Origin of the sequence: Streptomyces sp. NPDC050988 (assembly GCF_044456225.1) — a bacterium.
In the GTDB taxonomy this organism is placed as follows: domain Bacteria; phylum Actinomycetota; class Actinomycetes; order Streptomycetales; family Streptomycetaceae; genus Streptomyces.
The window spans coordinates 112,419-130,207 of the sequence record NZ_JBITFQ010000004.1 but is presented as its reverse complement, the minus strand read 5'-3'; the positions used below and the strand labels follow the sequence as shown (position 1 = coordinate 130,207).

The following is a 17,789-nucleotide window of genomic DNA, read 5'->3' as shown; positions in this document are numbered from 1 at the left end:
TGCGGATCACCCGTGCGCGCCGGGGGTAGGTGATGGGTCCGACGCATTCCGGATGGGTGTGGACATGACAGAGGCTGAGTCTCTCGCCTTCCCCGCCCATCCGCAGGACACTTGACCAAGAAAGCCGTTACCGGCGGAGGGGGACGCGATATGCGGGACAGCCATCGGGCGGAGGCCGAACGGCTGTTGGTGCGGGCCGTGGAGGAGGAGGTCCGTCGCTCGGGCGGGCGGGCCGACGGGGGCGCGCTGCTGTCGCGGGCACGGGCCGCTCTGGACACGATGGAACAGACCGCCACGGAGGAGTACGAGGCGTTCACCTCGGCACTGGACGAGGCGGAGGCGGGCCGGCTCACCTTCGGCCAGCGGTACGCCCGCGAGGGCGCCGGAACTCCCCTGCTGGTGGCGGCCGTTGCCGCGCTCGCGGCCGTCGTCGCGGACCTCGCGCTCGGCATCGGCACGGGCACGTCGGTGGCCGCCGGCGCGGTCGTCGGCATCGCGGGCGCCGCGGCCACGGTGGCGAAGGTGACGGCCTCCCATCTGCCGGCCGCGAGCCGTCGGGCGGGGGCCCTCGGCCAGCCCGGCGGCCCGGAGCAGCTGCGCCTGGCGTGGCTGACCGCCCTGGAAGTGCGCGGCATCCGGCCGTTCTTCGACCAGCAGCGTGTCCTCATCGCGTCCACCGGCGCGAAGAAGGGGGCGCCCCAGCTGCGGCGTACGGACAAGAGCGCCGCGGCCCGCAGACGAAGTGTCCTGGAGCAGTCGTTCGGCCAACTTCCCGAGCCGGTCGGGCCGTTCGCGGGCCGTCGGCAGGAGCTGTTGCGCGTCGCGCAGTGGGTGCACGCGGCCCGGGCGAGCACGGAGACCAAGCCGACGGTGGTCGTGCTGTACGGCGCGCCCGGCTCGGGCCGCAGCACCCTCGCCGTCCGGGCGGCGCACGAGCTGAAGGACCAGTTCCGCGGCGCGTGCGTGGTGGACCTGCGCGGCGACAGCCCGGAGGAGTCACCGCTGACGACCCGCGACGCGCTGCTGCACCTGCTCAACCGGCTCGGCGCACCCCGCGAGCAACTGCTGTTCCGTGAGCGTTCCTCACAGGACCAGCAGGTCAGGCGACTGTCCGAGCTCTACCACAAGCATCTGACCGGCCTCCCCGTGACGATCGTGCTCAACGACGCGAGCGATGTGGACCAGGTGCGCACGCTCGTGCCCGAGCGCTCCGACAGCCTCGTCGTGGTCACCGCCCGCAAACCCCTGGACCTGCCCGCCGATCTCCCCGCCTGGGTGCACCAGCTGGCGGTGGAACCGCTGACCGCACCGGGCGCCGAGGAGCTCCTGAAAGCGGCGGCACAGGACGACTCGTCCCCGTACGACGCCGAATCGACCGACCGGGTAAGGGACTTGTGCGGCGGCCTCCCGCTGGCGCTGCGCATCGCGGGCTCGTCGCTCGGCCCGCGCACACCCAGCCGGCTCGCCACCGACCTGGCGGCGTACGGCCCGGTCGAGCCGGTCGAGCGGGTGCTGTGGCTGCGCTACACCGACCAGTCGGACACGGCACGGCGGCTGCTGCGCCGGCTCGCGCTGGCGGGCCGCGCCTCGCTGGGCGCGGCCGCGGCGGCCGCCCTGCTCGCGACGGACGAGCCGGAGGCGACCCGCCACCTGGAGGCCCTGTCCCGCGCGGGCCTCATCGACCACGTACGCGGCAGCCGCTACCGCCTGCACGACCTCGTACGCGCCTTCGCGCAGGCCCGCCTCCTCGACGAGGAGGAGCCGTCCGAGCGCACGGCCGCGCAGGAACGTCTCATCGCGAACTACGCCGAGCTCGCGGACTCGGTGATCCGCCTGGTCGACGGCAAGACGTCCACCCGCGCCGACCAGTTCGGCCCGCACGGCTTCACCTCGCTGGACGCGGCCCTGCGCTGGCTGGACGACGAGTCGAGCTTCATCACGGCGGCCCTGCGGCACGCGGAGGGCGTCAACCAGGCGACGGTGCTCAACCTCCTGGGCGCGCTGTGCGACTACTGCCTGCTGCGCGGCGACCTCTACCGCCTGGGCGAGATCAGCGAGTTGACGCAGGCCGTCGACCAGGGGCTGCTGGTGCGCTCGGTCCAGTGGCGTACGGGCATCGCCGCCCGCCAGCTCGGCGAGCTGGACAAGGCGCGTACACAACTGGCCTCCGTGGTCGACCTCTACTTCGAGGCACACCACGACGCGGGCGCCGCACGGGCACTGTGCTCCCTCGGAATCACGCTCCACCACCAGGGCAATCTCACGGAGGCGGCGGCGAAGCTCCAGGAGGCCATGGACCTCCAGGCCTCCCCCGAGCTCTCGGCGGACCGCGCCTGGACGATGCACGCGCTGGCGGCCGTCGAACGGGACCGCGCGAGACTGCGCGAGGCGCTGGACCTCCTGACCCAGGCCCTGGTCCTGCACCGCGAGGGCGAGTCCGTGCACGGCGAGGCGTGGGCCCACTTCCAGCTCGGCCAGCTGGGCCTGCGCATGGGCGACGTACCGCGCGCCGAGTCCGAACTCCGCGAAGCCCTCGACCTCTACGGCCGCACGCGCGACGCCCGCGGCGAGGCCTGGGCCCTCACCCAGCTCGCCCGGGCCCGCCTGGTCGACGGCGATCCGTCCTCGGCGGTGGACGGCCTGCGCCAGGCGGCCTCCCGCCACCGCGACAACGAGGACTCGCGTGGCGAGGCGTGGACTGTCTACTACCTCGGCCAGGCCCTTGAGGAGACCGGCAACCTCGACCAGGCGGTCCGTGAACTGGAACGCTCACGAACGATGTTCTCCCGCATCCGCGACGTGTACGGACTGGCGTGCGCCCGCCACCACTCGGCCCGGGTCACCCGAGACCAGCGCGCCGCCCAGACCGGCTCCCTGCGGAACTCGGGCTTCGCCCGACAGCTCCTGGTGGACGCACGGGCCGACTTCCAGCGGATCGGCGTCGCCCACGGCGAGGCCTGGACCTGCCTGGAACTGGCGGTCGTCGACGCCGGCAACGCCCGCACCCAGCCGGCCCTCACACTCTGCGACGAGGCCGCGAACCTCTTCGCCTCCTACGGCGACCGCCGCGGCGAGGACTGGTCCCGCTTCCTGCGCTGCACACTCCTGCCCTACGCCTCCCCCGGCGGCGTGGAGGTCGGCACGGCGGTGGCCCAGGAGGAACTCACCCAACTCTCCCGCACCGGCCACCCGACCCGCGACGGAAAGCTCGACGACTACATCGAGGCGTACCAGCTGTTGCTGGAACGGGGAGCCGACCTGGAGGCCGGCTGGCAGGCATGGCGGCTCGGCATGGTGCCGAACCGGCATGCGCGGGAGGTGATGGGTGTGGCGGTTTCGGCTCGGCGGGTGTGAGGCACCCGGGCCGGGGCCGAGACGCGCAGGCCGGGTGTGATGCACGCAGGCGTGAGCGGGTCCTGACGCGGTGACGTCTGTGGCGGGTCACCGCATCAGGGCCTCGGCCCTATCGAGCCCCGTCGGCTTCAGCCCTTGGCGGCCGAGGCCTTCCCCCCGGAGCCGGCCTGACCGGCTGGTCCGGCCGGTTCCGGCTCGGAGGTGGTCGCCTTCGGGTCGGTCTCCTCCGTGAAGTCGACCCTTCCCAGCTGCCGGTTCATGGACTTCATCAGCCCCCACACGGCCAGGGCCATCACCGCGAAGACGATGAAGCCGAGGACACCGGGGGTGACCTTGTTCTCGTCGACCTCCTTGGCGAGGGGGACGAGGTGTGTCAGTGCCAGGCTTGCGCTCATGTCAGGCATTGTCGCGGATGCCCGCGAAGAGGTCGTCCTCGGGGAGGGAGGTATCGACGAGGGACTTCGCCAGCTCGTACTCCTCGGTCGGCCAGACCTTCCGCTGGAGGTCCATCGGGATCCGGAACCAGCCGCCGTCGGGGTCGATCTGCGTGGCGTGGGCGATGAGGGCCTTGTCGCGGATCTCGTAGAAGTCGGCGCACGGAACGTGCGTCGTCAGGACCCGCTCGGTGCGCTCGAACTCGTCCCAGCGCTTCAGCCAGTCCCCGTACGGCGACTCCAGGCCGCGCTCCAGCATCGCGTTGTGCAGCGCCTCGGTGCGCGGGCGGTTGAAGCCCTGGTTGTAGTAGAGCTTCTGCGGCTCGAAGACCGGGCCGAACTCCGACTCCGGGTACTTCTCGGTGTCCGCCGCGCCCTCGAACGCCACCATCGAGATCTTGTGGGTCATGATGTGGTCCGGGTGCGGATACCCGCCGTTCTCGTCGTAGGTGGTGATCACCTGCGGACGGAAGGCGCGGATCTTGCGGACCAGCTCACCGGCCGCCTTGTCGACGTCCTCCAGGGCGAAGCAACCCTCGGGCAGCGGCGGCAGCGGGTCACCCTCGGGCAGGCCCGAGTCCACGAAACCGAGCCACTCCTGCTTGACGCCGAGGATCTCGCGGGCCTCGTCCATCTCCTTCTTGCGTACCTCGTGGATGTGCTCCTCGACGTACTTGTCCCCCTGAAGCTTCGGATTGAGGATGGAGCCGCGCTCCCCGCCCGTGCAGGTCACGACCAGCACGTCCACCCCCTCGGACACGTACTTCGCCATGGTGGCCGCGCCCTTCGACGACTCGTCGTCGGGGTGGGCGTGGACGGCCATCAGTCGCAGCTGGTCAGTCAAGACTCAATCCTCGTAAGTCGGCGCCCTGTGTCGAACGGCGCGATCGGCGCTTCTATAGTGACCGAATCGGGGGGCGAATAATTCCGGGCCCCGAACCCCGCCCGCTCGCCCCGGAGAGGACGATCATGAGTACGGTGCAGCTGCCCGAGGGCCGGTACGGCCGCTCGACGGACGGGCGCGCCGACCGCAGGCTCAGGATCATCGGCGCGGTGCTGGGGGCGGCCCTGCTCGCCCTGGTCGGCTATTTCGCCTACTACTACGTCGGCGGCAACAAGATCAGCGCCGAGATCATCACCTACGACCTCTCGGACACCTCGGTCAAGGTGCACCTGGAGGTCCGCAAGGACGCGGACGCGAGCGGCTACTGCACGATCCGCTCCCAGGCCGAGAGCGGTGCCGAGGTGGGCCGCGCGGACTTCCGCTTCGACCAGGACTCCACCCGCATCGACAAGGTCGTCACCCTCCGCACGACGGCCCCCGGCACGACCGCGGAGCTGCTCGGCTGCCACGCGGACTGAGTCCCCTCCCGCGGCTGACGGATGTCACCCTGGACAACTAGCCGCTGACCTGCGTTGACGTATGTCTGATGGCTTATGTCCTCCCCCTTTGGGCCGTGAATTGTTAGGCTCGTGGTTTCGCCCACCCGTGAAGGAACATTCTTCTGGGTAGGGCGATGCTTTGTATTCCCAGTACCTACGAGGAGCACCTGTGACCCAGACCAGCGAGAACGTCACCTGGCTGACCCAGGAGGCGTACAACCAGCTCAAGGCCGAGCTGGATCACCTGTCTGGTCCTGCGCGCACGGAGATCGCCGCCAAGATCGCGGCTGCGCGCGAGGAGGGCGATCTGCGCGAGAACGGCGGGTACCACGCGGCCAAGGAGGAGCAGGGCAAGCAGGAGCTCCGCGTGCGCCAGCTGACCCAGCTCCTGGAGAACGCCAAGGTCGGCGAGGCCCCGGCGGCCGACGGCGCGGTCGCGCCCGGCATGGTCGTGACCATCGCCTTCGACGGCGACAAGGACGACACGCTCACGTTTCTGCTCGCCTCGCGTGAGTACGCGAGCACGGACATCGAGACGTACTCGCCGCAGTCCCCGCTGGGCTCCGGCGTGAACGGCAAGAAGATCGGCCAGGACGCCGAGTACGAACTGCCGAACGGCAAGCTGGCCTCGGTGACGATCCTGGAGGCCAAGCCGTACGCCGCGTAGTTCCCGCGTCGTGACGCGCAGTCCCTGCGCCTCGCGACCCGTCCGGCGCGTCGCCCCTGGTGAGCCCCCGGTGCCCATTCTCCGGGGGCTTCACCATGATCATGCTCCGGGCGGGCCCGCCGCGCCTCAGGCCGCCGCCGAGCGGTACTTCCGCACCGCCAGCGTCCGGAAGATGATGACGATCAGGATCGAGTAGATCAGCGAGGCCCAGACCGGGTGCTGCATGGGCCAGGCGCCGGACGTGGACAGGCCGGGGTCGCCGAAGAGCTTGCGGCAGGCCTGAACGGTCGCGCTGAACGGGTTCCAGTCGGCGATGTGGCGCAGCCAGGGCGTCATCTTGCTGGAGTCCACGAACGCGTTGGACAGGAACGTCACCGGAAAGAGCCAGATCAGACCACCCGAGGTCGCCGCCTCCGGGGTGCGCACGGACAGTCCGATCAGGGCGCCGATCCAGGTGAACGCGTACCCGAGCAGCAGGAGCAGGCCGAAGCCGCCCATGATCTTCCCGAAGTTGGTCGGCTCCATGGAGCCGGGACGCCAGCCCACGAGCAGCGCGACCATCGCGAGGACGAGCAGCGTCAGGGCCGTCTGGACGAGATCCGCGACGGTGCGGCCGGTCAGCACCGCACCGCGCGCCATGGGCAGCGAGCGGAACCGGTCGATGAGGCCCTTGTGCATGTCGTCCGCGATGCCTGCCCCGGCGCCCGCGGTGGCGAAGGTGACGGTCTGCGCGAAGATGCCGGCCATCAGGAAGTTCTTGTAGACGTCCGGATTGGTGGTGTCCCCGATCTGCATCGAGCCGCCGAAGACGTACGTGAACAGCACCACGAACATCACTGGCTGGATCAGGCCGAAGAGGATCATCTCGGGGATACGGGTCATGCGGATCAGGTTCCGCTTGGCCACGACCAGGGAGTCCCGGACGGACTGGCCGAACGAGCCTCCCGGGGCAGCGGTCCGCACGGCGTCTGTGACGGCGCTCACTTGGCGGTCTCCTTCTTGTCCTTGCGGGCCTTGGCATCCTCGTCCGTGCCGTTCTCCTGGTCCTCCGCCTCGGCGTGGTGCCCCGTCAGGGAGAGGAAGACGTCGTCGAGGGTGGGGCGGCGCAGTCCGATGTCGTCGATCTCGATACCGCGGGTGTCCAGCTCGCGGATGACCTCCGCGAGGAGCTTCGCGCCACCGGTGACGGGCACGGTCAGCTTGCGGGTGTGCTGCTCGACGGTGGTGTCGCCCTTGCCGAAGCCGCGCAGCACCTCGGACGCCGTCTCGATGTGCTCGCGCTCGTGCACGACGACCTCGACGCGCTCGCCGCCGGTGCGGGCCTTGAGCTGGTCGGCGGTTCCCCGGGCGATGACGCGGCCGTGGTCGACCACGGCGATCTCGTGCGCGAGGTGGTCCGCCTCTTCGAGGTACTGGGTGGTGAGCAGCAGTGTCGTGCCGCCCGAGACCAGGTCCTTGATGACCTCCCACAACTGCTGGCGGTTGCGCGGGTCGAGGCCGGTCGTCGGCTCGTCCATGAACATGACCGGCGGCGAGACGACGAGGGCCGCCGCGAGGTCGAGCCGGCGGCGCATACCGCCGGAGTACGTCTTGGCGGGGCGGTCGGCGGCGTCCGTGAGGTGGAACTGCTCGAGCAGCTCGACCGCGCGGACCTTGGCCTGCTTCGCCCGCATCTGGTAGAGCTGGCCGACCATGTGGAGGTTCTCGCGGCCCGTCAGGTATTCGTCGACCGCGGCGAACTGGCCGGACAGGCCGATCGAGCGCCGCACCTCGTTCGGCTGCTTCAGCACGTCGATGCCCGCGACGACGGCCTTGCCGCTGTCGGGCCGGAGCAGGGTGGTGAGACAGCGGACCGTGGTGGTCTTTCCCGCGCCGTTCGGCCCGAGCAGGCCGAGGACGGTGCCCTCCGGGACATCGAGGTCGACGCCGTCCAGAGCCCTTACGTCGCCGAAGGTCTTCACCAGGCCTTCGGCGTAGATGGCGCCTGGCATATCAGTCTCCGAAAAGTGGTTGGGGATCCTGCGGAAGAGAGGCTATTTTTCTCAGGTTTGCCCCGCCCGACGAGCGCGTCGGCGACGAGGCGGACCTGTGACCAGAGACACACCATAACGCGATGTATCGCGTTTCTCAACGGATTATTCCAACCGGGGCGACAGCCGATCCGACTCAGTCGATGACCGAGTAACGACCTCAGTCGATGACCGTGTAACCCGCCTTCCGCAGCGCGGAGTTCACCTCGGCACAGTGCTCCGGACCCTTGGTCTCCAGGTGCAGTTCGACCTCCACCTCCGTGAGCCCGAGCCGTGGATCGGTCCGTACGTGGCTCACATCGAGGACGTTAGCGTCCACCACTGACAACACCCCGAGAAGTGTCGCCAGAGCACCGGGCCGGTCCGTCAGCCGCAGCGTGACCGCCAGGTAGCGGCCGCCCGCTGCCATGCCGTGGCGCAGGATGCGCTGCATCAGCAGCGGGTCCACGTTCCCGCCGGACAGCAGCGCCACGACCGGGCCCTCGAAGGCCTCCGGCTCGCTCAGCAGCGCCGCGACGGGACTCGCGCCGGCCGGCTCGACGACCAGCTTGGCCCGCTCCAGGCAGAGCAGCAGCGCGCTGGACAGATCGTTCTCGGAGACCGTACGGACCTCGTCCACCAGGTCGCCGATGATCCCGAACGGCACGTCGCCGGGCCGCCCGACCTTGATGCCGTCGGCCATCGTCGCGGGGTTCTCGATGGACAGCGGACGCCCGGCCGCCAGCGAGGGCGGGTACGCAGCCGCGCCCGCCGCCTGCACCCCCACGATCCGTACGTCCGGCCGCAGTGCCTTCACGGCGACCGCGATGCCCGCGGCGAGACCGCCGCCGCCGATCCCGACGACGATCGTGCGCACCTCGGGGCACTGCTCCAGGATCTCCAGGCCGACCGTGCCCTGCCCGGCGATGATGTCGGGATGGTCGAAGGGGTGGATGAAGACGGCGCCCGTCTCGGCCGCGTACTCCTGCGCGGCGGCCAGCGTCTCGTCCACCACCGTGCCGTGCGCGCGCACCTCGGCGCCGTAGTGCCGGGTCGCCGCGACCTTCGGCAGCGGGGCCCCCTTGGGCATGAACACCGTGGAACGCACACCCAGCAGGGAGGAGGCGAGGGCGACACCCTGCGCGTGGTTCCCCGCGCTCGCCGCGACCACGCCGGCGGCCCGCTCCTCGGGGCTCAGCCCCGCGATCCGCACGTACGCGCCACGCAGCTTGAACGAACCCGTCCGCTGGAGGTTCTCGCATTTGAAGTGGACCGGCGCGCCCACCAGCCGGGACAGGTGCCTGCTGCCCTCCATGGCGGTCATCCGCGCCACGCCCGCGAGCATCTTCTGGGCGCCGCGTACATCGTCGAGGGTCACCAGCGGCAAGGAGTCAGCCGTGCGGTAGCTCATGACCACCAGTCTCGCAGTTCACGTGGCGCCACACCGGCTGTGACCAACGTCCGAGACCGGTTTGCTCGGCGCAGGTACGGCCCGCCCCCCGTCCGCGTACTCTGTCCCCCAACCCAGCCCCACGCATGAATAGAGCCTCCGGCCATGCCCACAACACCTGAAATGTCGATGGACATGACGACCGTCGGTGACACCGGTCTTCTCGAATCGCTGCAGCACGAGGTGGCGGTGTTCGCCCGCCGTGCCGAACAGACCCGGCTCGGCGGGGTCGGCCAGGTGCGCAACTCCATGGACCGAGCCGCATACCTGCTGCTCAACCGCCTCGACAAGGAGGGGCCGATGGGCGTCAAGGCACTCGCCGCGAGCATGGGCATCGACTCGTCGACGGTCACCCGGCAGGTCGCCCCGCTCGTCGACACCGGGCTCGTCAAGCGCACCTCCCACCCGGAGGACGGACGTGCCGTGGTGCTCCAGCTGTCACCGCGCGGCCTCTCCCGCCTGGAGGAAGTGCGGTCCTCCAGGCGCCAGTTGATGGCCGAGCTGACGCAGGAGTGGGCCCCCGAGGAGCGCGAGGCGTTCTGCACGCTGCTCACCCGGTTCAACCTCGCGCTCTCCGCCCGCATGGCCGCGTCGCCCTCCGCGGAGGTACCGGAGCCCTCCTGAAACACCCCGTGCGCACCGCATCGGCCCCGGCCTCTTGACCAGGGACCCGCGCCTGGCCTCATATGAGACCGGGTCCTGTCGTACGCGGCTGTCCTCGGCGTACGTCTCCAGGGCCCTGTTTCCCTCAGCCGGGAGGCGCAGTGCGAGAGCGGCAGGCGTTCCAGAACGCCCGCCGGGCCCGGGAGTTCGAGGCGTTCGTCGCGGGCGCGGCAGGGCGGCTGCTGCATGCCGCCACACTGCTCACGGCGGAGCCTCCGGACGACAACCCGCGCGCGCGGCGCCTGCTCACGGCCGCCCTCGCCCATACGTACGCCTCCTGGGACCGGCTGCGCGGCGAGGACCCGTACGACCGGACCCGGCAGCAGCTTGCCGTGCGCTTCGCGCGCGGGGCGTGGCATCAGTACGGCGGCCTGGGCCGGGCGCACCCCCGGAGCCACCGGAAACCCGACAGCGTCCTGTACTGCCTCACTCCCCAGGAGCGGCTGATCCTCGTGCTGCGTATGTACGAGGGCGTCGCCGAGGAGCAGGCCGCTGCGCTGCTGGGGCTGCCCACGGAGCGTGTACGGGCCATCTGCGCGCGGGCCATGGCGACGCTGCTGCATCCGCCGCGGGAGCCCGCTCCGGTGATCGCGAAGGTGGCCCCGTCATGAGCTCGATGAGCCGCAGGGAGGCGGACGTCCGCCGGATCCTGGAGGAGCCGCAGCCGCCCGTACCGCCCGATCTGTACGGGGAGGCGCTGCGCCGGGGCGGGCGGATGCTGCGCCGCAGGAGGGCGGCGAGGCGGCTGTTCTGGCTGGTGCTGTTCGCGGCTGTCGTGGCCTTCGTGGTGTGGGCGTCGCTGGCCCAGCCGTGGGTGGAGCCGCCGTCGGAGACGACTCCACCGCTGACCGGTTGGTGAGCCCACCGGCGGCCGGCGGGCCCGTCGACCAGGTGACCTGTTGCCAGGTGACCTGTCTGCCCGGCCGGTGAGCCCGTCGGTGACTAGCCCAGGGCCTGCTTGAGGTCCTGGAGGAGGTCGTCGATGTTTTCGATGCCTACGGAGAGGCGTACGAGGTCGGCGGGGACCTCCAGGAGAGACCCGGCCACGGACGCGTGCGTCATGCGCCCCGGGTGCTCGATCAGGGACTCGACGCCGCCCAGCGACTCGCCCAGCGTGAACACCTTGGCGCGGTTGCAGACCTCGACGGCCGCCTCCTCGCCGCCCTCGACCTGGAAGGAGACCATGCCGCCGAACGACTTCATCTGCTTGGCGGCGATCTCGTGACCGGGGTGCTCCGGGAGGCCCGGGTACAGAACGCGCGTCACGCGCGCGTGCCGGGTGAGCATGTCCGCGACCTGCGTGGCGTTCTCGCTGTGCCGGTCCATGCGGACGGCGAGCGTCTTGATGCCGCGCAGCACCAGCCAGGCGTCCATGGGCCCGGCGACCGCGCCCATCGCGTTCTGGTGGTAGGCGAGCTCCTCGCCGAGCGCCTGGTCGGCGACCACGAGCGCGCCGCCGACGACGTCCGAGTGGCCGCCCATGTACTTGGTCAGCGAGTGCACGACGATGTCCGCGCCGAGCGCGAGCGGCTGCTGGAGGTAGGGGCTGGCGAAGGTGTTGTCGACGACCAGCTTGGCGCCGGACTCGCGCGCGACCTGCGAGAGCGCGGCGATGTCGGTGATGCCGAGGAGGGGGTTGGAGGGGGTCTCCACCCAGACGGCCTTGGTCTTCGGCGTGATGGCGGCCCGTACGGCCGCGGGGTCGCTGGTGTCGGCGACCGACCACTCCACGCCCCACTGGGAGACGACCTTCGCGAAGAGGCGGAACGTACCGCCGTACGCGTCATTGGGGATGACCACGTGGTCGCCCGGGCTGAGCAGCGTACGCAACAGGCAGTCCTCGGCCGCCAGTCCGGACGCGAACGCGAGCCCGCGGCGGCCGCCCTCCAGGGCGGCGAGGTTCTCCTCCAGGGCGGTCCTGGTGGGGTTGGCGCTGCGGCTGTACTCGTAGCCGCCGCGCAGACCGCCGACGCCGTCCTGCTTGTAGGTCGAAACCTGGTAGATCGGCGGGACGACCGCGCCGGTGAGGGGATCGGCGGTGTTGCCCGCGTGGATCGCCACGGTTTCGAAGTGCTGGCTGATGTGCCTGTCGCTCATGGGCACCGAGGGTAGTGCGCTCGCGGGGAAAGTGACGGCATGGGGCGTGGGCGGGCCTGGACGGAGGCCTGGACAGGGGCCTGGACAGGGTCGGGCCGCGAGGCGGCCTTATCGCTGGGCGGGCCGGGGGTAACGGGCCTGGGACCAGGCTGCGACCGGCGGTTTTCGGGGGCATCCCACGGTTTTCCACAGGAACCGCCGAGCGGTTTCCACAGGATCGGTGACCAGGTTCGCCAATTGTCGGACCAGTCTGGTTCGCTTGAGGCATGGAGATTCTCTGGGTCCTGATGGCGATGCTCATGGTGAGCCTCATCCTCTGGCCGTACCTTCTGCGCAGGCGTGCCGGTGGCATCCAACAGGTCGCCCCCGGCGACCCGGACGCGGCCGACCCGGCGAACTACGGCTTCCTCCGCCAGGAGGAGCTGGACATCCGCATGCCCGGCCCCGACCAGGACCTGCTGGAGGTCCTGGACCTCGTGCAGCGCACCCAGGACTACCGGGCGGCGTCGCAGCTCCTGGCCGGCACCGAGATCGAGGGCGAGCGGCGCTGGCAGCGCGTGCAGGCCTTCGCGGGCGCCGCGTCGCTGGAGCTGCAGCAGCGCCCCGGCGGGGTGAGCGACTCCCCCGGCGGACAGTGGCTGCGGGTGTGGCGGGCCGAGAATCCCAAGGACGCGGGCGGCGCAGCGGTGCACGCGGAGTTCCTGGTGCAGCAGGCGTGGCGTACGTCGTCGCCGGGGACGGACGAGTTCCGGATCATCATGGAGGAGGCGAGGGCGGCCTGCGGCGAGGCCGCGCTGCTGTCTCCGGGCGACCCGATCCCGTACGTCATCGAACTCTCCGTGGGCCGCGGACTCGCCTACCCTCAGGCGGAGTTCGAGAAGGTCTGGCTGAAGATCCTGGACCGCGCGCCCGCGCACATGGGAGCGCATCTGGCGGCGCTGCACTACTGGTGCGAGAAGTGGCACGGCTCGCGCGAAGTGGCGTACTCCTTCGCGGAGGCGGCGGCGGCCCGGGCGCCGCAGGGGTCCCTCCTGGCCGCGATGCCCCTCTTCGCGGTCTTCGAGCACCTGCCCGAGGTGAACCTGGTCAGCAGCTTCTACCAGAGCGAGGTCGTGACCAAGGCGGTCCACGGCGCCCTCTACGCGGTCCACTCGGCCCGCCCGGACGACCCGATGCTCGCCCACGTCCGCCACCTGCTGGTCTTCTTCCTGGTCCGCAGCGAACGCTGGTCGGAGGCCATGACCCAGCTGGTCCACGTCGACGGCCACGTGGGAGCCCTCCCCTGGACCCTGACGTCCGACCCGGCGGCGGACTACGCGGTCTACCGCGCACTGGCGGTGGGCGGCTACGAGGCGAACGGGGGGAGCCCGGCTACGCTGCCGCACTGAGCGGGCCGGCGGTCTCCGGGCGGAACGCTCTCGCCCGGCCCGCAATGGCCGAGCCGGGCGGAGTGACGGTGGCGGCCCGCTGACCAAGTGGTGGACCGGTGCCGACCCGGCTGGGCCCGAAATGCCGAGGGAGCTCAAATGTTGTGGCCACCGGGATCCAGGCCTGAAGAGAGGAGATCGTATGTTCCTGCACGGCCGTACCCCCCGGCTGCCGACCCCTGAGCAGGCCCTGCGCGGGCGCACCGAGCCGACGTACTCGATCCCCGAGCGCCACGCGGTCCTCGGCAACCCACTCCTCGGCCCATACCCCGAGGGCTTGGAGATCGCCGACTTCGGCCTGGGCTGCCTCTGGGGCGCGGAGCGCAAGTTCTGGCAGCTCCCGGCCGGTGTCCACACGACCTTGGTGGGCTACCAGGGCGGCTTCACCGAGCACCCCACGTACGAGGAGGTCAGCTCGGGCCTGACCGGCCACACCGAGAGGGTCCGAGTGGTCTACGACCCCGCCGTGATCTCGTACGAGAGCCTTCTCAAGCTCTTCTGGGAGTCCCGCAACCCCACGCAGGGCTTCCGCCAGGGCAACGGCGTAGGCACCCAATACCGCTCGGCCATCCACACCCACACCCCCACCCAGGCAGCAACCGCCGAGTCCTCCCGCACCGCCTACCATCCGGCGGGTTACTGCGGGATTGGCGGGACTGGTGTGTCCTGCCCGCTCGGTGTCGCCAAGGCTGATGGCTGAGCCTCTCTCGCAGGACGCGACGACGACATTGAAGGCGCTACTGACCGGCTCAGATCCGGTGAGCAGCGCGCTGCGCGCTCAGATCCCGCACACGCAGGTTGCGGGCACCTGCGGTTGCGGCTGCGTGACGCTCGACCTCGTGGTGGACCGTACGAAGGTGCCGGCTGCTCCGATACATGGCAATCCAGCTGCGGACGCCTGGTACGTCGTACCGGAGGACGCCGGAGTGATGGTGTTCACGGCGGGCGGGTACCTCTCGCTCCTGGAGATCTACTCGGCCCGCAGCGAGCCGATCACCAGATGGCCGGAGCCCCGCTTCGTCGAGCACTGAGCACACTTGCCGGCACTTAACGTGAACGTGGTGACTGTGGGCTGTCCTGTAATTCCAAGGAGCCAAAGCCCCACACGGTGGCGCGGCGAGAAACGCGCCGCATCTCGCTCTTGGGGCTGTCGTTCTCTCGGATCTCGGCACGGTGTCAGTGCCAGGCGTCAGAATCGCGTGTGTGGATGTGAGATCTGACTTTGCGCTGAAGTTGCAACTGGAGCACGTCGCCGAGCAAGCCGTCGATCCCAGGATCAAGGACGCGCTTGAATCGGTCTTCAAGCATATGGCCAGTGGCAGGAGCCCCTACAGAGGCGGCCGAGCACTCGTCACCCTACTGAAGGAGGCTCGTTCAGAGGCGGCAACGGCGGACGAGTGGCAAGTCGTTCGACTGATACAGGACTCTCTGGACTACGCCGAAGGACGAATCCTCCGGCCAGACTTCGAAGAGCGATACAGGCTCTTTCAACGATCGACAGAGCCGTTGAGCTCACACCAGGACTACCTGGCACGAACGCTCTCCGCGAGTCTGGCTTTCTTCATGCAACTCGGCGACCAGTACCTCGGCCAGCATCCCGATGCGAGCCCGAGCGAGGTACTTTCCCATGTGGAGGCCGTCGCCCGGGACGCACGGTACATGCAACAGTCACAGGAGCGGCCCGGCCGGTATCGGATACTTCGTGGCACTGCCGAGGTGGCCGCGTGGCTGGAGCAAGTTTTCCGCGAAAGGGTCGACCTGGAAGACCCGGAGCAAGCTGCCCGCCGCGTTGTGATGTCCCCGGACTCGTTGGCTATTTTGGCAGCCGACAAGGAGGGGCAGCTGTTGCTCCGCGCCGCAGAGATTCAGAGGCGCCGGAGAGGCCTGAAGGCGCTGCGCGAGGCGGTTGAGGATACCGAGGCGAGCGAGTTGGACCTGCAACGCGCGTTGGACGGTCAACACTGGATCTTCGGGGGACAGTTCGCGAGCCAAGCAGTCCAGCGTCGACTCGTGCCAGGTGATGAGGTGGACATCCCCCTGATACGTGGGGATGGCGCACTACATATCGTCGAGTTGAAGCGTTCCATGAGCCTCCAGGGCTCCCTGGTCAAGAGACACCGAGGGTGCTGGGTGCCGACTGCCGAAGTACACGACGCGGTAAGCCAAGCGGTGAACTACCTTGTCGGATTGGACGAACACCGACTCCGCATCCGGGATGAACTGGGCATCGAAACTCGCCGAGCAAGCGCACTCGTATTGATCGGACACCCATCCGTACAACCGAACGTTTCCGAAGACGAAATCAACGAGGCCCTACGCACCCTCAACACACATGTGAGCCGCGTTGAGGTCGTGACCTATAAGGAGTTGGTCGACAACGCTGAGCGCGCACTGAACGGCTGGCGATGAAATTCCGATAGGCCCTTTACGTCCTCTGGACGACAGCTCTGCCGCGCCCCCAGGCCACCGTTACGCCCCTCTGGCGGCCGCGCCGACGATCTGCTGCGAGGCGTCGCAGACGACGCGCTCGCCGAGGTATTCCTCACCGATACGGGACTCCGCCGCATCCACCACCCGTACGACGGCGGTGCGGACGTCGTCCTCGCCACGTCCGAGGAGCGGGACCGGATGCGCGGCCGGCACGTCGACTGGCTCTCCAGCCACCCGGCCGGTCTCTGACCGGCCGGTCACGGGCAGCCTTCACATCAGCGACCTTCGTGCACGGCCCGGGGCACCGCCGCCCCGTAGGCGTCGGCGGGGCACCGCCGATCCCCGCAGGCGCAGACGCGGCCCGGCGGGGCGGAGTCTCGGCCGACCGCTTCCCCTGCCTCGCCTCCGCCCCGCCTCCGCCTTCGACGGGGCGCCTCGCGGTCAGCCCTCCGTGCGGGCGGGCAGGCGCCATCCCGGGCGGGGGAAGTGGCAGGTGTAGCCGTCCGGGTAACGCTGCAGGTAGTCCTGGTGCTCGGGCTCGGCCTCCCAGAAGGGGCCGACCGGCTCCACCTCGGTGACGACCTTGCCCGGCCACAGCCCGGAGGCGTCCACGTCCGCGATCGTGTCCTCGGCGATGCGCTTCTGCTCGTCGTCCACGTAGTAGATCGCCGAGCGGTAGCTGAGGCCGATGTCGTTGCCCTGGCGGTTCTTGGTGCTCGGGTCGTGGATCTGGAAGAAGAACTCCAGGAGTGCGCGGTAGTCGGTCTTCTCGGGGTCGAAAACGATCTCGATGGCCTCCGCGTGCGTGCCGTGGTTGCGGTAGGTCGCGTTCGGCACGTCACCCCCGGTGTAGCCCACCCGGGTCGCCGCCACACCCGGGAGTCGGCGGATCAGCTCCTCCATCCCCCAGAAGCATCCGCCCGCCAGCACGGCCCTCTGCGTCTGCGCAGCCATCACGGCCCCTTCCAATGTCTGTTTCTGTCAGCTCGGTCACTCGTGGTCATCGGCTCGCACACCACCGGCATCCCTTACCCACTGTCCTCAACGCACGAGGGTTCCGGGCGATTCCGTGCCCGCCCAACCGGCCGTCGCTGCCGGGGCGGGGCACACGGCATCGCGGACCCGGCGGGACGGAGAAGCAGCCGGTGGCGCGAGCCCTGGTACGTGAAGCTGACGGCCGTGCCACTGGCACATCAGACAGTGCTACGGCCCGACTCCCCCATACAGGCCCCACTCGTCAAGGCCGGAGTAGATGAGCGCTGTGCGCCCCCGGGGAAAGGGGAGACTGCCGGCCTCCCCGGAATAGATCGCCACCAACGAGTCCCTTCCCCGCCACCAGGTGTCGGCCAACCCCCTCACCTCTGGCACCGGCTCGTAGGTGTCCAGCGCGATGCGATCGACGTCATCGCCAGTGGCCTTCGTGATGTGCTTCGCCCACGTGGACGCGTGGTACGTCAGCGCTATCGACTCCACCCATCCCTCAACCGTCGCGTGAAGAGGCGTCCACAGACCTGCATGGATACCGAACTCACCGGCCGGTCCGATCATGAATGAGTAGGGGACCGCGGTCCGCTGCATGCCTGCCTCGAACCACCACCCTTCGGACGCTGAGCCTTCGGGCGAGTCGGGATCGAAGCACTTGGGTCCCCCGTCGTACTGCGATGCGGGCGGCAGGAGCAGACCGCCCCACCGCTCTTGATAAGCCACCATCCGGTCGATCACCTCAACCGGGATTTCCCGGTCGAGCCACCACTGCCTGTGCTCCGCAACCGGCCGGACGTCGACCTTGACGCCGTGCGCACTGACAAAGGACCGGGCTCTTCGGGTCAGCCCGTCGGGCACGTCGTCGACAAGGTGAAGATTCACCAATGGGAC

The 17,789-nt window shown here is 69.7% G+C and carries 19 protein-coding genes; 10 read left to right on the top strand and 9 right to left on the bottom strand.

Going from position 1 to position 17,789, the window contains the following annotated elements; genetic code table 11:
• Nucleotides 1–150 precede the first annotated feature (150 nt).
• Nucleotides 151–3,354, top strand: a complete 3,204-nt coding sequence (locus ACIBEI_RS11795; protein ID WP_398887619.1) for a tetratricopeptide repeat protein — start codon at nucleotides 151–153, stop codon at nucleotides 3,352–3,354.
• Nucleotides 3,355–3,482: 128 nt separating this feature from the next.
• Here ACIBEI_RS11795 and ACIBEI_RS11790 read toward each other — a convergent pair whose 3' ends face one another.
• Nucleotides 3,483–3,758 (bottom strand): hypothetical protein, encoded by a 276-nt coding sequence (locus ACIBEI_RS11790; protein ID WP_398887617.1) that lies wholly within the window; start codon nucleotides 3,756–3,758, stop codon nucleotides 3,483–3,485.
• On the bottom strand, nucleotides 3,751–4,632 hold the full coding sequence (mca, locus tag ACIBEI_RS11785) for a mycothiol conjugate amidase Mca (RefSeq protein ID WP_398887615.1): 882 nt from the start codon (nucleotides 4,630–4,632) through the stop codon (nucleotides 3,751–3,753). Before mca ends, ACIBEI_RS11790 begins: the two co-directional genes overlap by 8 nt.
• Before the next feature lie 125 nt (nucleotides 4,633–4,757).
• Between mca and ACIBEI_RS11780 the strand changes: the two genes are divergently transcribed.
• Entirely contained in the window at nucleotides 4,758–5,150 is a 393-nt protein-coding gene (locus ACIBEI_RS11780; protein ID WP_359729858.1) for a DUF4307 domain-containing protein, read from the top strand.
• A 190-nt stretch (nucleotides 5,151–5,340) separates the two neighbouring features.
• Nucleotides 5,341–5,838, top strand: a complete 498-nt coding sequence (gene greA / locus ACIBEI_RS11775; RefSeq protein WP_269652658.1) for a transcription elongation factor GreA — start codon at nucleotides 5,341–5,343, stop codon at nucleotides 5,836–5,838.
• Nucleotides 5,839–5,964: 126 nt separating this feature from the next.
• Here greA and ACIBEI_RS11770 read toward each other — a convergent pair whose 3' ends face one another.
• The 3 genes from ACIBEI_RS11770 to ilvA all read right to left on the bottom strand — a co-directional run bounded on the left by ACIBEI_RS11770 (nucleotide 5,965) and on the right by ilvA (nucleotide 9,258).
• On the bottom strand, nucleotides 5,965–6,822 hold the full coding sequence (locus tag ACIBEI_RS11770) for an ABC transporter permease (protein WP_398887612.1): 858 nt from the start codon (nucleotides 6,820–6,822) through the stop codon (nucleotides 5,965–5,967).
• Nucleotides 6,819–7,829 (bottom strand): ATP-binding cassette domain-containing protein, encoded by a 1,011-nt coding sequence (locus ACIBEI_RS11765; RefSeq protein ID WP_398887610.1) that lies wholly within the window; start codon nucleotides 7,827–7,829, stop codon nucleotides 6,819–6,821. Before ACIBEI_RS11765 ends, ACIBEI_RS11770 begins: the two co-directional genes overlap by 4 nt.
• A 199-nt stretch (nucleotides 7,830–8,028) precedes the next feature.
• On the bottom strand, nucleotides 8,029–9,258 hold the full coding sequence (gene ilvA, locus ACIBEI_RS11760; RefSeq protein ID WP_398887608.1) for a threonine ammonia-lyase: 1,230 nt from the start codon (nucleotides 9,256–9,258) through the stop codon (nucleotides 8,029–8,031).
• A 162-nt stretch (nucleotides 9,259–9,420) separates the two neighbouring features.
• On the opposite strand from ilvA, the gene ACIBEI_RS11755 reads away from it, so the two are divergent.
• From ACIBEI_RS11755 to ACIBEI_RS11745, 3 genes are all read left to right on the top strand, one after another.
• Nucleotides 9,421–9,921 carry a MarR family winged helix-turn-helix transcriptional regulator gene (locus ACIBEI_RS11755; RefSeq protein ID WP_186001165.1) on the top strand — a complete coding sequence of 167 codons (501 nt, stop codon included), beginning with the start codon at nucleotides 9,421–9,423 and terminating at the stop codon, nucleotides 9,919–9,921.
• Nucleotides 9,922–10,061: 140 nt separating this feature from the next.
• On the top strand, nucleotides 10,062–10,571 hold the full coding sequence (locus ACIBEI_RS11750; RefSeq protein WP_398887606.1) for a sigma factor-like helix-turn-helix DNA-binding protein: 510 nt from the start codon (nucleotides 10,062–10,064) through the stop codon (nucleotides 10,569–10,571).
• Complete coding sequence (locus ACIBEI_RS11745; RefSeq protein ID WP_398887604.1) at nucleotides 10,568–10,819, top strand: hypothetical protein; 252 nt, start codon at nucleotides 10,568–10,570, stop codon at nucleotides 10,817–10,819. The genes ACIBEI_RS11750 and ACIBEI_RS11745 overlap by 4 nt, the downstream gene beginning before the upstream one ends.
• 83 nt (nucleotides 10,820–10,902) lie before the next feature.
• On the opposite strand, the gene ACIBEI_RS11740 is transcribed toward ACIBEI_RS11745, so the two are convergent.
• The gene (locus ACIBEI_RS11740) at nucleotides 10,903–12,057 is read right to left on the bottom strand and encodes a cystathionine gamma-synthase (protein ID WP_398887602.1); all 1,155 of its coding nucleotides are present in this window, start codon (nucleotides 12,055–12,057) and stop codon (nucleotides 10,903–10,905) included.
• 266 nt (nucleotides 12,058–12,323) lie between these two features.
• Here ACIBEI_RS11740 and ACIBEI_RS11735 point away from each other — a divergent pair, with 266 nt between their 5' ends.
• The 4 genes from ACIBEI_RS11735 to ACIBEI_RS11720 all read left to right on the top strand — a co-directional run bounded on the left by ACIBEI_RS11735 (nucleotide 12,324) and on the right by ACIBEI_RS11720 (nucleotide 15,893).
• Complete coding sequence (locus tag ACIBEI_RS11735; RefSeq protein ID WP_398887600.1) at nucleotides 12,324–13,445, top strand: hypothetical protein; 1,122 nt, start codon at nucleotides 12,324–12,326, stop codon at nucleotides 13,443–13,445.
• 181 nt (nucleotides 13,446–13,626) lie between these two features.
• Nucleotides 13,627–14,184, top strand: a complete 558-nt coding sequence (gene msrA, locus ACIBEI_RS11730; RefSeq protein ID WP_398887598.1) for a peptide-methionine (S)-S-oxide reductase MsrA — start codon at nucleotides 13,627–13,629, stop codon at nucleotides 14,182–14,184.
• Nucleotides 14,177–14,515 carry a hypothetical protein gene (locus tag ACIBEI_RS11725; RefSeq protein ID WP_398887596.1) on the top strand — a complete coding sequence of 113 codons (339 nt, stop codon included), beginning with the start codon at nucleotides 14,177–14,179 and terminating at the stop codon, nucleotides 14,513–14,515. Before msrA (ACIBEI_RS11730) ends, ACIBEI_RS11725 begins: the two co-directional genes overlap by 8 nt.
• A 172-nt stretch (nucleotides 14,516–14,687) precedes the next feature.
• A complete protein-coding gene (locus ACIBEI_RS11720) occupies nucleotides 14,688–15,893 on the top strand; it encodes a Shedu anti-phage system protein SduA domain-containing protein (protein ID WP_398887594.1) in 1,206 nt (401 codons plus the stop codon).
• Nucleotides 15,894–15,953: 60 nt separating this feature from the next.
• Here ACIBEI_RS11720 and ACIBEI_RS11715 read toward each other — a convergent pair whose 3' ends face one another.
• From ACIBEI_RS11715 to ACIBEI_RS11705, 3 genes are all read right to left on the bottom strand, one after another.
• Nucleotides 15,954–16,148 (bottom strand): hypothetical protein, encoded by a 195-nt coding sequence (locus tag ACIBEI_RS11715; RefSeq protein WP_398887592.1) that lies wholly within the window; start codon nucleotides 16,146–16,148, stop codon nucleotides 15,954–15,956.
• Nucleotides 16,149–16,355: 207 nt separating this feature from the next.
• The gene (gene msrA / locus ACIBEI_RS11710; protein WP_398887590.1) at nucleotides 16,356–16,868 is read right to left on the bottom strand and encodes a peptide-methionine (S)-S-oxide reductase MsrA; all 513 of its coding nucleotides are present in this window, start codon (nucleotides 16,866–16,868) and stop codon (nucleotides 16,356–16,358) included.
• A 249-nt stretch (nucleotides 16,869–17,117) separates the two neighbouring features.
• On the bottom strand, nucleotides 17,118–17,780 hold the full coding sequence (locus ACIBEI_RS11705; RefSeq protein ID WP_398887588.1) for a hypothetical protein: 663 nt from the start codon (nucleotides 17,778–17,780) through the stop codon (nucleotides 17,118–17,120).
• Between the last annotated feature and the right edge of the window lie 9 nt (nucleotides 17,781–17,789).

Coding starts and splice junctions, on each gene's coding strand:
- ACIBEI_RS11745 (WP_398887604.1), top strand. CDS start 10,568: ATGAGCTCGATGAGCCGCAGGGAGGCGGACGTCCGCCGGATCCTGGAG.
- ACIBEI_RS11735 (WP_398887600.1), top strand. CDS start 12,324: ATGGAGATTCTCTGGGTCCTGATGGCGATGCTCATGGTGAGCCTCATC.
- ACIBEI_RS11725 (WP_398887596.1), top strand. CDS start 14,177: ATGGCTGAGCCTCTCTCGCAGGACGCGACGACGACATTGAAGGCGCTA.
- msrA (WP_398887590.1), bottom strand. CDS start 16,868: ATGGCTGCGCAGACGCAGAGGGCCGTGCTGGCGGGCGGATGCTTCTGG.
- ACIBEI_RS11780 (WP_359729858.1), top strand. CDS start 4,758: ATGAGTACGGTGCAGCTGCCCGAGGGCCGGTACGGCCGCTCGACGGAC.
- ACIBEI_RS11765 (WP_398887610.1), bottom strand. CDS start 7,829: ATGCCAGGCGCCATCTACGCCGAAGGCCTGGTGAAGACCTTCGGCGAC.
- msrA (WP_398887598.1), top strand. CDS start 13,627: ATGTTCCTGCACGGCCGTACCCCCCGGCTGCCGACCCCTGAGCAGGCC.
- ACIBEI_RS11795 (WP_398887619.1), top strand. CDS start 151: ATGCGGGACAGCCATCGGGCGGAGGCCGAACGGCTGTTGGTGCGGGCC.
- ACIBEI_RS11740 (WP_398887602.1), bottom strand. CDS start 12,057: ATGAGCGACAGGCACATCAGCCAGCACTTCGAAACCGTGGCGATCCAC.
- ilvA (WP_398887608.1), bottom strand. CDS start 9,258: ATGAGCTACCGCACGGCTGACTCCTTGCCGCTGGTGACCCTCGACGAT.
- ACIBEI_RS11790 (WP_398887617.1), bottom strand. CDS start 3,758: ATGCCTGACATGAGCGCAAGCCTGGCACTGACACACCTCGTCCCCCTC.
- ACIBEI_RS11755 (WP_186001165.1), top strand. CDS start 9,421: ATGTCGATGGACATGACGACCGTCGGTGACACCGGTCTTCTCGAATCG.